Annotated in this window: 12 protein-coding genes and 1 tRNA gene; 11 read left to right on the forward strand and 2 right to left on the reverse strand. The window is 70.3% G+C overall.

Going from position 1 to position 13,026, the window contains the following annotated elements; translation table 11 throughout:
• Positions 1 to 25 precede the first annotated feature (25 nt).
• The 7 genes from mycP (at position 26) to QMF80_RS01770 (ending at position 7,069) form a co-directional block, all read left to right on the forward strand.
• Entirely contained in the window at positions 26 to 1,189 is a 1,164-nt protein-coding gene (gene mycP, locus QMF80_RS01740) for a type VII secretion-associated serine protease mycosin (protein ID WP_283448868.1), read from the forward strand.
• A 14-nt stretch (positions 1,190 to 1,203) separates the two neighbouring features.
• Positions 1,204 to 1,614 (forward strand): hypothetical protein, encoded by a 411-nt coding sequence (locus QMF80_RS01745; protein WP_283448869.1) that lies wholly within the window; start codon positions 1,204 to 1,206, stop codon positions 1,612 to 1,614.
• A 33-nt stretch (positions 1,615 to 1,647) separates the two neighbouring features.
• A complete protein-coding gene (locus QMF80_RS01750; protein WP_283448870.1) occupies positions 1,648 to 3,930 on the forward strand; it encodes a hypothetical protein in 2,283 nt (760 codons plus the stop codon).
• 47 nt (positions 3,931 to 3,977) lie between these two features.
• Entirely contained in the window at positions 3,978 to 4,472 is a 495-nt protein-coding gene (locus QMF80_RS01755) for a hypothetical protein (protein WP_283448871.1), read from the forward strand.
• Positions 4,473 to 4,575: 103 nt separating this feature from the next.
• Positions 4,576 to 5,106 carry a hypothetical protein gene (locus QMF80_RS01760; protein ID WP_283448872.1) on the forward strand — a complete coding sequence of 177 codons (531 nt, stop codon included), beginning with the start codon at positions 4,576 to 4,578 and terminating at the stop codon, positions 5,104 to 5,106.
• 136 nt (positions 5,107 to 5,242) lie between these two features.
• Positions 5,243 to 5,842 carry a hypothetical protein gene (locus tag QMF80_RS01765; RefSeq protein ID WP_283448873.1) on the forward strand — a complete coding sequence of 200 codons (600 nt, stop codon included), beginning with the start codon at positions 5,243 to 5,245 and terminating at the stop codon, positions 5,840 to 5,842.
• A gap of 549 nt (positions 5,843 to 6,391) precedes the next feature.
• A complete protein-coding gene (locus QMF80_RS01770; protein ID WP_283448874.1) occupies positions 6,392 to 7,069 on the forward strand; it encodes a hypothetical protein in 678 nt (225 codons plus the stop codon).
• 110 nt (positions 7,070 to 7,179) lie between these two features.
• Here QMF80_RS01770 and QMF80_RS01775 read toward each other — a convergent pair.
• Positions 7,180 to 7,251: transfer RNA gene (locus QMF80_RS01775), tRNA-Cys, on the reverse strand.
• Between the two features lie 301 nt (positions 7,252 to 7,552).
• Here QMF80_RS01775 and QMF80_RS01780 point away from each other — a divergent pair.
• The 4 genes from QMF80_RS01780 (at position 7,553) to QMF80_RS01795 (ending at position 11,652) form a co-directional block, all read left to right on the forward strand.
• A complete protein-coding gene (locus QMF80_RS01780) occupies positions 7,553 to 9,049 on the forward strand; it encodes an MFS transporter (protein WP_283448875.1) in 1,497 nt (498 codons plus the stop codon).
• Between the two features lie 32 nt (positions 9,050 to 9,081).
• Positions 9,082 to 9,282, forward strand: coding sequence for a hypothetical protein (locus tag QMF80_RS01785; RefSeq protein WP_283448876.1), 201 nt, complete (start codon positions 9,082 to 9,084; stop codon positions 9,280 to 9,282).
• Positions 9,279 to 9,716, forward strand: coding sequence for a type II toxin-antitoxin system death-on-curing family toxin (locus QMF80_RS01790; RefSeq protein ID WP_283448877.1), 438 nt, complete (start codon positions 9,279 to 9,281; stop codon positions 9,714 to 9,716). Before QMF80_RS01785 ends, QMF80_RS01790 begins: the two co-directional genes overlap by 4 nt.
• A 151-nt stretch (positions 9,717 to 9,867) precedes the next feature.
• A complete protein-coding gene (locus QMF80_RS01795; protein WP_283448878.1) occupies positions 9,868 to 11,652 on the forward strand; it encodes a DEAD/DEAH box helicase in 1,785 nt (594 codons plus the stop codon).
• Positions 11,653 to 11,780: 128 nt separating this feature from the next.
• Here QMF80_RS01795 and QMF80_RS01800 read toward each other — a convergent pair whose 3' ends face one another.
• Positions 11,781 to 12,794 (reverse strand): hypothetical protein, encoded by a 1,014-nt coding sequence (locus QMF80_RS01800; protein WP_283448879.1) that lies wholly within the window; start codon positions 12,792 to 12,794, stop codon positions 11,781 to 11,783.
• Between the last annotated feature and the right edge of the window lie 232 nt (positions 12,795 to 13,026).

The raw sequence follows: 13,026 nt of genomic DNA on the forward strand, positions 1-13,026 counted from the left end.
GCGCATGCGGAGAGTTACGTCGGTCATGATGGGCGTTCTGCTGGCCGGAGTCGCCGCGACTCCGGCCCACGCGGAGACCATTCGGGCCCAGCAATGGCATCTCGAGTCGATGCACGCTGATGAGATGTGGAAGACGAGCACCGGCAAGGGCATTACTGTCGCCGTGATCGATACGGGTGTGGGGAAGGTGCCGGAACTCGAGGGCCAGGTTCTGCCCGGTAAGGACCTGGCTGTCGGCTATAAGGGCGACGAGCGCACCGACTATGAGAATCACGGCACGGCAATGGCGGGAGCTATTGCCGGGACAGGCAAGGGGCCTGGTGGGGACGGGGCGTTCGGTCTGGCGCCAGACGCGAAGATTCTGCCGATTCGTGTGCCTCACGAGGAAGGCGGTGATGGAGAGACTCCTTCGTGGATTCAGGCGATCCGGTACGCAGCTGACTCAGACGCCAAGATCATCAGCATTTCTCTGGCGCGAAAGGGGGAGGATCCTCAGCTCCCTGATGCTGTGAAGTACGCACTGTCGAAGGGCAAGCTGCTCTTCGCCGGCGTGGGCAATACCGGTGTCGGCGAAAACCCGGTGCTCTACCCCGCTGCCACGGCTGGAGTAGTCGGAGTCTCTGCGATCGACCGACAGGCAAATGCCACAGCAGAGTCGCAGCGCGGTGCACAAGTTGACCTGGCGGCACCCGGCATGGACATCGTGGCGGCGTGCGCGGGTGAGACGGGTATCTGCAAGGGGCACGGCACCAGCGACGCCACAGCCCTAGCCTCCGCCTCCGCCGCCCTCATCTGGTCCGCCCACCCCGACTGGACCAACAACCAGGTCCTTCGTGTCCTGCTCAACACCTCCGGCAAGCCCCGCGACGGCGCCGAGCGGAACGACTTCATCGGCTACGGCGTCGTCCGCCCCCGGATCGCGCTCGCGACCCCGGGTGATCCCGGTCCGGCCAACGTCTACCCGTTGCCCGACCTGGCCGCCGCCGAGGCGAAGGGCAAGGCGCCCTCCGCCACTCCTTCGGCCTCCGGAGACGGCAAGACGCCCGAGAAGGCGACCCGGGTGCCCGTGGCCGAGGAAGCCGGCGGCGGGCTCGGGGCCGTGACCTGGATCGCCATCGGGCTGGGCGCGTGCCTGGTGATAGGCGGCGCCGTCACCGCAGTCGTCGTACGCCGCACCAACCGACCGTAGGAGCACCGGACCGGATGTCCTTCGAACAAGAGTGGTCCTCCGCGCGCGCTGCCGTTCGCCTCAACCACGTCCCCGCCGAGCCCGGCCCCGGCGGACCCGGCGGGGCGGACCTGAGCATCGCCGATGACGATCTCGGCGCGGTCGGCAGCGACGCGTACGTCCTGCACGACCGGCTCTCGCGCGACGGCGATCACGCCCGCGTGGCGACCTTCGAAGCGGCGATCGCCCTCACCAACCGGAACTTCACCAGCGGCGCGGCCCTGCTCAAGGTGCACGACCGCTGGAGTTCCCAGCTGAAGGTGCTCGTCGCGGCCTGCGCGAACATCTCCAACCACCTGGACTACACCGTGGCCTCCCACGCGAAGGAAGAGGCGGACCTCGTGGCCGCGCTCTCGGCGTCGAAGGTCAACGAGTACCTCAAGTAGGCCGCCAGGCCCGTAGGAAGGCATCGCAGGTACGTGCTGACGTTCGAGAACGTGATGAACGCTCCGCTGGAGCAGCTCCAGACCGCCGTCCAGGACTGGGGCGCGATGGCCACGAAACTGGCGGAGCTGGCCGAGACGGCCCGTACCGGCATGCGGGCCAAGGCGGACAAGGCCGACTGGAAGGGCGCCAACGCGGACGTGACGAAGCCCTTCGTGGCCAAGACCGCGAAGGAGTTCGACGACGCGGCCAAGGAGGCCGAGGGCGTCCACCTCGCGCTGGCGGACGGGCACGCCACCTTCAAGGCGGCCCGGGACCAGCTCAAGAAGATCGTGGACGTGGACGCCCCGGCCGCCGGGTACCAGATCGACGCCACGGGGCGCGTCACGCCCGTACCGATCGCGGACGCCAAGGAGCGGTACGCCGCCCAGCACGACCCCGACTACCAGCAGACGGTGCGGGAGAACCGCGACGCGTGGCAGGCGCAGGTCGACCGGGCCGTCGAGGACTGCGCCGACGCCGACGACTCGCTGGCCCGGGTGCTCCAGGCCAACGTCACGGACGAGCACAACTTCACCACGCCGAAGTACACGACTCTGGACGCCGAACAGGTGGACCGGGCCGCCGACCTGATGAAGAAGGTGACCGGCGAGGGCGGTACGGCCCGCAACGTCGAGGCGCTGCGCGAGCTGGAGGACCTGCTCGACGACAACCGCGCCGACCCCGAGTTCGCGACGGGCTTCTACCGGCAGGTGGGACCCGAGGCCACGCTCCAGATGTACGCGAAGATGTCGCTGGACTCCAGCATGCTCGGCCCGGCGGGCCAGGACCGCACCCTCATGGTCGGCAACATCCAGAGCGACCTGGGCGCGATGCTCGGCCTGGCCACGCACAAGGACGTACCGAACCACCTCGACGCCGCGTGGACGACGCAGCTGATGAAGGCCGGGCGCAAGGAGATGGACGTCGGCCTGACGCAGAAGGTTTACGGCTACCAGGCACTCGGCTCGCTGCTGCGCGAGGGCACGTACGACAAGGACTTCCTGACCTCGGTCGGCCGCGACATGGTCGCGATGGACGACAAGAACCCGAAGATCTGGGAACACACCGCCCCGATCGATCCGGGCGTCATCCTCAACCACGGAGCCGAGGGCGGCAGGGGCTTCTACCCGCTGACGGGCCTGATGGAGGCACTCGGCAACAATCCGGACGCGGCGACGGCCTTCTTCAACGAGCCGGTGCGCTCCGACACCAACGGTGACGGGATCGTCACCACGGCTGACAAGGTGGTCAGCGGGCAGCACGGCAAGGCGCAGGGCATGGTCGACTACATGCTCGACAAGCAGCCGTACGTGGACGCCTTCGACACGACGCGGATTGGCGAGCCCAATCCGGCCCAGGAGGCCGTCGGCAACGCCCTGGAGACCGCCGTCTCGGGCCGAGTGGCCGGCGACGAGGACGCCAAACCGGTCCCGCACACCAAGGGTATGGCCGACGTCATGGAACGGGTGGTCGAGAAGATCGGCGACAAGCCGGAGTTGGTCCACCCGAAGCCGGGCGAGGACGGCCCACTGAGCGGCCTGTCGGGCCACTTCGGCCAGATGGCCGCCGAATACATGCCGGACATCCAGGCCTCGGCCGAGAACGGCAGCGGGATGATCAAGGTCACTGGGGAGATGGCCGAGTTCCACAAAGCCGACATGGCGAACTTCATCGGCGCGGTGGGCCAGGATCCGGACGCGTACGGCGCGATGACCAACGCCTCGCGGGCGTTCACGACGACGTTGGTCAACGATGTCATCGTCCACCGGGCGGAGTACGAGGACGTCGACGCGGGGATCAAGAGCGCCGTCCACCCGGGCGGTCAGATCGCGGGCATCCTGTCGGAAGCGCGGGCTGAGGGCACGTTTGCCAAGAGTGCTCACACGGCGGAGGAGTACGTCAAGGGCGTCGAAGACAACGCCAAGTGGGTCAATCGGGGGATCAGCGCGGCGGGCGGCAAGTACCTGGAGTTGGTGCCGGTGGCCGGCGATCTCGTGGAGTGGCTCCAGGAGGACGTGACCGAGAGCGTGGTCGAGCGGGCCGAGAAGGACCAGGCGATCAAAACCGGCGAGGTCAACAGCAAAGCGGTGTACGACTACTCGGACGCGGAGGGAGAGGCGAGCCTCTCGGCAGGGCAATCGGTTCGCAAGGCGGCGAGCGGAACCGGTATGAGTCAGCGGACCATCGACGCTTTGGCCGGTGTGGCCTCGACGGAAACATCGAACGCCCACGCTGTAGGCCGTGGTCAGGTCGCGACCGCCAACGGCGGTTCCTGATGCGTGTCGGCCGGGTTCCGCGCATACTCGCTGCCGGGCTGGCCACGATGGTGGGGCTCACCGGTTGTGGCGAGGAGGCGAAGCCGGCGGCGCAGCTGCTGCAGGAACGGACCTGCTTCGGGGTCTTTACGCGGGACGACCTGGCGCCCTTTCTGGGCGACGGTGATGACGTGAGGGTCTCCGGGGCATCGGATGCCGAGCTGACCGCTGCACGTAGAGGCGTCACCTGCACCGTCGCGGCCGGCTCAAACTACTTCCAGGCATCGGCCACCCGGCAGCCGTTGGGGCAGAGCTTCTTCTGGAATCGCGAGACGATCCACCCGGCGGCGGATCCGCTGGCTCTCGGTGACGACGCGATCGTGTATAACGTCGGCGCGAGGGCGCTCGTCAATTGCAGGGGTGGCACTGACGAGTTCGGGCTCGAGGTACATGTCAGCGGCGACGTTGACAAGATGAAGCCCGAAGAGCGCCGCCCCCTGTTCGCCAAACTCGTCGCGAAACTGCTGGACGCCGCCAAGCAGCAGTCGAAGTGCAGGGTCTGACGCGCTGACGCCGACGCGCCAAGATGTGCGGGAGCAGCGGTCCGGGAAGGGCCCGGACGAGTCCGCTTCACCGCGGGCCTCCGCCTCGGCCAAGTATCCGACCGTGGCGGTGGGGGAGGCCTGTCCCGGCCTGCTCGACGCAGCGAGCGGTGAGGCGCTCGAACGTGTGGTGCAGTCGTCGTACCTGATCCGGGATGCCCAGCAGGCCGTCGGTGTCACGGCCATGGGCGAGGCCCTGGAGGGTGCCTACCGCGCGGGCCCCAAGGTCCGGGAGGCGCCGGTGGCGCCGTGCACAGTGACGGGCCGGGTGGGTACGAACAGGTCGGCAGAGATCCGGCTGTCCGCCGAAAGCCGCAATGCGGACCAGCAGGGCGGCGCGCCGGGCGGCATGCAGACGGGCGTCCGCGAGTCCCGTGGCGAGAAGGAACGGGGCGTGGCCTTCGACTGTGTCAGCTCCCGCGTCGGCTCCACCCGCGAGGTTCCCCTGCGGATCACCGCCGTCTTCAAGGACCGGTGGAGCGGTAGCGACGGGGATGCCGCGCTCGCGAAGGACTACCTCGCCATCGCGTACTCCGCCGCGCGCGCCGTGGCGAAGGAGCTGGGCTGCGGCGACGGCGGCGGCCTGTCCAGTTGAGACGGAGCGGCCGGATACGGGTCTGGTCCAGGTGCGCCCGGGGCGCCAAGATGGGCGGGACCAACGGTCCGGGAGCAGCCCGGCGTGAGGGAAGGCGGCTCCTGGGGTGTTGCACCGACGCGGGCACAGAGGTCTCTTGCGCATCGGCGCGCTGGCCATCGGGGCGGGCGTGCTGAGCGGGTGTGCCGGGGGCGGGGTCCTCAAGGCCGCCGGGGTGCCGGAGCTGCCCGAGCGCGGGTGCTGGGGGGTCTTCGACCGGGCCGACCTGGCTCGGGTCGTGGGGGACGGGGACGAGGCCACGGTGAACGTGTCCGGGGGGTTCGTCCTGGCGCGGGACAACCAGGTCGCCGCCTGTCACGTCGACGTGGACGGCGAGGGCAGGTTCCTGGCCGAGGCCAAACGGCCCCCCGGCCCCACCGTCTCCCTGTCGGCGCCGGAGACGGCCGAGGACGGTGACGGTGCCACCGACGGGGAGGCGGGGGACGCGCCGGGGGATGAGGCGGGGGCGGAGCCCGAGCCCCTGCCCTTCGGGATCCGGGGGCGGGTCTGGGCGGACGGCGCCGCGGTCACGTTCACCTGCGAGCGGCCGCTGGAGGACCCCTTCGAGGTACGGCTGCGGATCAGCGGCCGGGTCCGTGAGGCCACCGCCCAGGACACCGACGACCAGCGGGTCCTCACGAGCCTGATGAGGCAGTACTTCGACTCCGCCCAACGCCAGCTGCTCTGCGAGGCGTGAAGGGCGAGGCGTGAGGGTCGTGAGGCGTGAGGGTCGTGAGGCACGGGGGTCGTGAGGCACGGGGGTCGTGAGGCGCGAGGCGCGGGCACGGCGCAACTCGCTGCGCACGTTCGTCCCGGCTGGTTCGAGCAGGATCCGCCGAGGCCCATCGATGTTCATTCTCCCGCAGGCACAGGCCGGGTGAGGGACCGTCAGATTCTCTCAGTCGTCGGCGTGCGCCCGTGAACGAGACGGAAGGTGAGACGGAGCGGAGTCGTACATCGCTCTGGCGGTACCCCGAACCCTGAGGTCGGCCTCGACTCATCGGGCCCGGTGCGGCCACCGTCGCGGCCGCGCCGGAGCCTGCCCGCGGACAACCGCCGAGGGGCGTCCGAGTCGCTGCCGCGGAACCGCGGAAAGGGGGCGATCTGCTTGGCTCCGGCCGGAGTTGCCGAACTCAAGTGCGTGTGCTGAGCTGGAGGAACGGTCAGTTTCTGATGCTGACCGCTTCAGTGCTCTCACCTCGGTGGTAATTCTCTCTGCGCCGACAGGCCAGTGTGGAGGATTCGAATGGGCGCGAAAGGCTTTACCGCGCATGCTCGTCGCTTGCGTTGGCTGTCGGTCAAAGGCCTTGCAGTCATGGCCCTGGCGGCCGGGACGCTTACCTTCGCGCCCGCCGCACAAGCCGATGATTACGGACCCTACACCTGCAAGACCGGACTCGTATGGAGGGAAGCCGTACCGGGCGACTACGTGTGTGTCAGCCCGCCGTGGCGGACGCAGACGCAGCACGAGAATGCGGCAGCCTCCTCGAATGCGCAGCCGGGTGGCGGAGCCTATGGCCCGGATACCTGCAAGCCGGGATATGTCTGGCGTGAAACCCGACCCTCAGACCACGTCTGCGTCCTCCATTCCGGCAATAGTCGTTTTTGGAACAAGCGCAGCGATGAGACTGCGTATACGGGATATGTGCGCTACCCGGAGATGCCTGCCAATGGCACGTCCAGCTACTGGGAAAACATTGACCGTCGCTTGCATGTGAGGGGGCCCGGCTCGACGTTCGCCTTCTACGGCTTGGAACCCGGTCGGGATTTCCGGTACGTGGGCAGCACCGCCTACGGCCAGGACTCGGTGAGTGCGTACCAGTGCGGACAGTCGTCCAGTCGGCGCATGCAGGTGGTCGCCGTCGACGCGCTGACAGGCAGCGTCAGCAATGCCGGCAGCGTGGCTGTCCCCAGCTGCATGTGACGGCCGCGAGGCCCTCGGGGCCGAGCGCGGTAGTGAAGGTCACCAACGACAGGGCGGCACCCCGTTCCGGGGTGCCGCCCTGTCGTTGGTGCGCCTGGTCAAGCGTTCAGAAGCCGTGACCGGAATCGAACCGGCGTAACTCGCTTTGCAGGCGAGTCCCTCAACCACTCGGGCACACGGCTGTGGTGATGAGACGACCGTAAGAGGGCGGCCGGGGCGGGGGGAAGGGGATCGGCGCGGACGCAACGCGACTGCCATACCCCGTTCACAACCGGCGGCCACCGCACCGACGTAGACGCGGCGAGCGTGCGTGGCCGCCGGAGGTCGGACGGACACCGGGACGAACCGCTGCGCGAGGTCCCCTGGTCCGGAGCGCACCCGCCCGACGGGCCGTCGACCCCACAGCACTAGGACCGGAGGCGGAGGCGAAGATCGGTCGTAATGACAGGGACGAACCCCGGATATGCCCCTTACGCTGGGGCGATGAGCGCCCTCGAACCCCGTGCACCCGAGATAGCACCCGATCCCGTCCCCGCGGCTGCGCCGCAGTCATCGGGCGGGATCATGGGCGCGGCGCACCGGACGCTCAGCATCGGGATCATCTCCGTCATCTTCATCATCGCGTTCGAGGCCACCGCCGTCGGTACGGCCATGCCCGTCGCCGCCCGCGAGCTGGACGGGATCGCCCTCTACGCCTTCGCCTTCTCCTCCTACTTCACCACCAGCCTCTTCGGCATGGTCCTGGCCGGGCAGTGGTCCGACCGCAGCGGTCCGCTCGGCGCGCTCACCGTGGGGATCGGCGGGGTCGCCGCCGGGTTGCTGTTCTCCGGAACGGCCGCTTCCATGTGGGTGTTCGTCCTCGGCCGGGCCGTGCAGGGGCTCGGTGGCGGGCTGGTGATCGTCGCCCTGTACGTCGTCGTCGGGCGCGCCTATGAGGAGCGGCTCCGCCCCGTGATCATGGCGGCCTTCGCCGCGAGCTGGGTCGTGCCGTCCATCGTCGGTCCGCTGATCTCCGGCACGGTCACCGAGCACCTCGGCTGGCGCTGGGTGTTCCTCGGAATTCCGGCCATGGTCATCGTCCCGCTGCTGGTCGCCCTGCCGGAGATCCGCCGGAGCGCGGGCGGGCCCGTCGACAAGGACGCCGCCCCGCAGCCCTTCGACCGGCGCCGGATCCGGCTCGCCTTCGGCATCTCGCTGGGCGCCGGGCTGCTCCAGTACGCCGCCCAGGACCTGCGCTGGCTCTCGCTCGTGCCCGCCCTCGTGGGCACCGCGCTGCTCGTGCCCGCCGTGCGGGGTCTGCTGCCGCGCGGGACGTACCTGGCCCGGCGCGGGCTGCCCGCCGTGGTGCTGCTGCGCGGGGTGGCGGCCGGTGCGTTCATCGCGGCCGAGAGCTTCGTGCCGCTGATGCTGGTGACCCAGCGCGGGCTGAGCCCCACGCTGGCCGGGTTCTCGCTGGCCCTCGGCGGGGCCACCTGGGCGCTGGGCTCCTGGGTGCAGTCCAAGGCGCGGGCCGTGCCTCACCGCGAGCGGCTCATGGTGGCCGGAATGCTGCTGGTGGCGTTCTCCGTCGCCGCCGCGCCCGCCGTACTGATCGAGGCGGTGCCGGTGTGGACGCTGGCCGTCGTCTGGGGGTTCGGCTGCCTGGGCATGGGCCTGGTGATCGGCCCGACCAGCGTGCTGCTGCTCCAGTTGTCGCCGCCGCAGGAGGCGGGGGCCAACTCGGCCGCCCTGCAGATCTCCGACGCCCTCGCCAACGTGGTGCTGCTGGCCATCGGCGGGGCCGCCTTCGCCGCGCTCGGCGGGGGTTCCGTCGGAGCCGCGCACGCCGTGACCGGGGCGGCCGGGGCCGGGCCCTCCCATCCGGGGGCGTTCGTGGCCGTCTTCCTGCCGATGGCGGCGGTGGCCCTGGTCGGCGCCTGGGTCGCCACGCGCGTCGCCACTACGGAGCCGACGCCGTCCCCGGCCGCGAAAACCGGCTGAGTCCGGTAGGGCCGCCCGGCTACGCTCCACGGATGAACGAGCTGATCATCGGCCTGTCCGACACCGAGCGCGCCGAGCTGGCCGATCTGGCCGACGCGTGCGGACGTACGCCCGAGGAGTGCGCGCTGGAGGCGGTACGGGCCCACCTGGGCCGGGAGCGCGACCGGGTGGCCGCCGCCGCCGAGCGCCTCGCCGCGGCCCACGCCCCGCTGCTGAAGCGGCTCGGCGCGTGAGCGCGGAGCGGGGCGGGACCGAGGTCCGGCCGGACGTCCGCCACCTCACCCTCGCCGAGGTCGCCGACCTGGCCCGGCTCGCCTGCCTGGCCCGGGACCAGCCCGTGCGGCTGCGCGCCCCCGGCCTGCTGGAATCCGCCGTGCACCGGCCGCGGGCGCGCATGATGGGGACCCCGGCCTACGCCGACCCGTACGAGCAGGCCGCCGCGCTGCTCCACGGCATCGCCGCGAACCACCCCCTGGTCGACGGGAACAAGCGGACCGCCTGGCTCGCGGCCGCCACCTTCCTCGCCGTGAACGGGACCGACCTCGCCGACGCCGACCAGGGGACGGCGTACCGCCTGGTCATCGACGTGGCGTCCGGTACGGAGGGGGACATCGGGCGGATCGCGGGCCGCCTGCGCGCGCTGAGCCCCGCGGCGCACCCGGTGTGACGCTCGCCGCACCCGCCGAGGTCACGGGCCTGTCCCTCCGGCGGGCCCCGGCGGGGGCCGGTAGGGTGGCACGGTTGTCCTACGTACGACTGCCTGCCGCCCGTACCGCTGCCCGTAATGGATACGCCACCGAGAGCCCGAACCGGAGACCGTGACTACTACCGCCTCCCACCACCTCTCTCCCGCCTTCCCCGGCCGTGCGCCGTGGGGTACCGCCAGCAAGCTGCGTGCCTGGCAGGAGGGTGCGCTCACCCGATACCTCGAAACCCAGCCGCGCGACTTCATGGCCGTCGCGACCCCCGGCGCGGGCAAGACCACTTTCGCCCTGACCCTCGCCTCCTGGCTGCTGCACCACCACGTCGTGCAGCAGGTGACCGTCGTCGCGCCCACCGAGCACCTGAAGAAGCAGTGGGCGGAAGCGGCGGCCCGGATAGGCATCCGGCTCGACCCCGACTATTCGGCGGGGCCGCTCAGCAAGGACTACCACGGCGTCGCCGTCACCTACGCGGGTGTCGGCGTACGGCCGATGCTCCACCGCAACCGGTGCGAGCAGCGCAAGACCCTGGTGATCCTGGACGAGATCCACCACGCGGGTGACTCGAAGTCCTGGGGCGAGGCGTGCCTGGAGGCCTTCGACCCGGCGACCCGGCGGCTCACGCTGACCGGAACGCCCTTCCGCTCCGACGCGAACCCGATCCCCTTCGTGACGTACGAGGAGGGGAACGACGGGATCCGGCGTTCCTCGGCCGACTACACCTACGGCTACGGCAACGCGCTCGCCGACGGCGTCGTACGGCCCGTGATCTTCATGTCCTACAGCGGCAACATGCGCTGGCGCACCAAGGCGGGCGACGAGATCGCGGCCCGGCTCGGCGAGCCGATGACCAAGGACGCCATCTCGCAGGCCTGGCGCACCGCGCTGGACCCGCGCGGCGACTGGATGCCGAACGTGCTGCGCGCCGCCGACCAGCGGCTCACCGAGGTCAGGAAGGGCATCCCGGACGCGGGCGGGCTGGTCATCGCCGCCGACCAGGAGTCGGCGCGGGCGTACGCCAAGCTGATCCGGGACATCACCGGGACCAAGGCGACCGTGGTCCTCTCCGACGACACGGGCGCCTCGAAGCGGATCGACAGCTTCACCGAGGACGGCAGCCGCTGGATGGTCGCGGTCCGGATGGTGTCCGAGGGCGTCGACGTACCCCGGCTCGCGGTCGGCGTGTACGCGACGACGATCTCCACCCCGCTGTTCTTCGCGCAGGCCGTCGGCCGGTTCGTACGATCGCGCAGGCGCGGCGAGACCGCGTCCGTGTTCCTTCCGACCATTCCCTACCTGCTGGGCTTCGCGAGCGAGATGGAGGTCGAGCGCGACCACGTGCTCGACAAGCCGAAGAAGCAGGGCGAGGAAGACCCGTACGCCGAGTCCGAGAAGGAGATGGACGAGGCGAACCGGCAGGAGGACGAGGACACCGGCGACGAGGAGCAGATGTCCTTCGAGGCGCTGGAGTCGGACGCCGTCTTCGACCGGGTGCTGTACGACGGCGCCGAGTTCGGGATGCAGGCGCACCCCGGCAGCGAGGAGGAGCAGGACTACCTCGGGATCCCGGGGCTGCTGGAGCCGGACCAGGTCCAGATGCTGCTGCACAAGCGTCAGGCCCGGCAGATCGCGCACAGCCGCCGCAAGCCGGACACCGAGGCGGACCTGCTGGAGCTGCCCGCCGACCGGCGGCCGGTGGTTTCGCACAAGGAATTGCTGGAGCTGCGCAAGTCGCTGAACACGATGGTGGGCGCGTACGTCCACCAGAGCGGCAAGCCGCACGGGGTCATCCACACCGAGCTGCGGCGGGTGTGCGGGGGACCGCCGAGCGCGGAGGCGACGGCGGGGCAGCTGCGGGAGCGGATCAAGAAGGTGCAGGAGTGGGCCACCCGGATGCGGTGACCTGGCGGTGAGCCGGGCCGCGATCCGGCGGCGAGCCGCTCGTGGCAGACGGGAAGGGGTCCGTGCGCGTGACGCGCACAGACCCCTTCCCGTTGTCCTGCGGTGTTCCGCTGCCCTGCGGGAGGGTGCTACGCGGTCGGGCGACGGCGACGGCCGGTGCCCGCGACCAGGGCCGCGCCCATGGCGAGGGCCACGCCCGCGCCGCCGAGGGCCCAAGAAGTGGCGGCGTCAGCGCCGGTCTCGGCCAGCTCGCCACCGGCGTTGGTGCTGCCCGTGTTGCCCGCGTTGCCGGCGTTGTGGTCGACGACCGGGGTGGTGATGCCACCGTCAGGCTTCGGGTTGTTGGTGTTGCCACCAGCGTTGCCGTTGCCGTTCCCGTGGTCGCCGCCGGTGTTGCCACCGCCGTTGGTGCCGCGGGCGGTGATCTTCGAGTACTCGACGGCCGTGTCGGACCAGATGTCCTCGTCGCCGTTGCTGCCGCCGGAGGCCGCGAACAGGATCTCGCCCACCGGGGCGTTCGCGCCGAAGCGGACGCGGACGGACAGGTTCGACGCGCCCTCAGGGAGGCGGATGTCGTCCGTCAGCAGGGCGACCGGGGTGCCGTCCTCGGAGACGATCTGGGCGTTGTGCCAGGTACCGCCGACCAGGACCTGCACCTGTACGTCCTTGGCCTTCAGCTTGCCGTGCTCGTCGGCGACGGCCAGCACGAGCACGTAGCTCTTCTGGACCTTGCCGTCGTTGTCCACGGTGACCTTGAAGCCCGCCCAGTCGCCGCCCGCCGTGAAGGAGGAGGGCACATCCGTCAGGCCCAGCTTCGGCCCGGGGGCGGTTTCGAGGTCCTCGTCGTCCAGGCCGTGCCCGGTGTCGACGCCCGGGGTCGGAGCCGGGGCGGGCTTGCCGCCCGCGACCGGCGGAACGACCGGGGCAGGCGGAACGACCGGAGCCGGGCCGGGCTTGCCCTCGGTGACCGGGGCCGGGGTTTCGGCCTTGTCCGGGGTCGCGGCCTCGTCCTTGGTGAGGTCGGTGTCCGGGGTCGTGACCGAGGTGGTCTTGGTCTCGTCGGCCATCGCCGGCGTGGCCATGAGGACCGTCGGACCGACCACGGCTGCGGCGGCTACGACGGCCATGCGCTTCAGGTTCATTTGTGTGCTTTCCCTCCCGTGTGGCTCCGGGCGGCCTGCCCGTCACCACCCCCCAACATTCTTTTGAACGTGATCAGACTAGTAGTCGTTTAAAACTTTCTTACGCCGGGGGAGGTCACGAAATGACACACGAGCCCGGAGCGAATCGGCATATACGGGTAGCAGGCGCCCGGATTCTGGACGAGGCCTTCCGCTGAGCGGACCCGGTCGCTACTGTCCCCGCATTGAACGC

The organism is Streptomyces sp. G-G2 (genome assembly GCF_030063135.1).
Lineage (GTDB): Bacteria > Actinomycetota > Actinomycetes > Streptomycetales > Streptomycetaceae > Streptomyces.

Excerpts from the sequence above, each read along its gene's own strand:
- mycP (WP_283448868.1), top strand. The coding sequence starts at position 26 with ATGATGGGCGTTCTGCTGGCCGGAGTCGCCGCGACTCCGGCCCACGCG.
- QMF80_RS01745 (WP_283448869.1), top strand. The coding sequence starts at position 1,204 with ATGTCCTTCGAACAAGAGTGGTCCTCCGCGCGCGCTGCCGTTCGCCTC.
- QMF80_RS01755 (WP_283448871.1), top strand. The coding sequence starts at position 3,978 with ATGGTGGGGCTCACCGGTTGTGGCGAGGAGGCGAAGCCGGCGGCGCAG.
- QMF80_RS01770 (WP_283448874.1), top strand. The coding sequence starts at position 6,392 with ATGGGCGCGAAAGGCTTTACCGCGCATGCTCGTCGCTTGCGTTGGCTG.
- QMF80_RS01780 (WP_283448875.1), top strand. The coding sequence starts at position 7,553 with ATGAGCGCCCTCGAACCCCGTGCACCCGAGATAGCACCCGATCCCGTC.
- QMF80_RS01785 (WP_283448876.1), top strand. The coding sequence starts at position 9,082 with ATGAACGAGCTGATCATCGGCCTGTCCGACACCGAGCGCGCCGAGCTG.
- QMF80_RS01800 (WP_283448879.1), bottom strand. The coding sequence starts at position 12,794 with ATGAACCTGAAGCGCATGGCCGTCGTAGCCGCCGCAGCCGTGGTCGGT.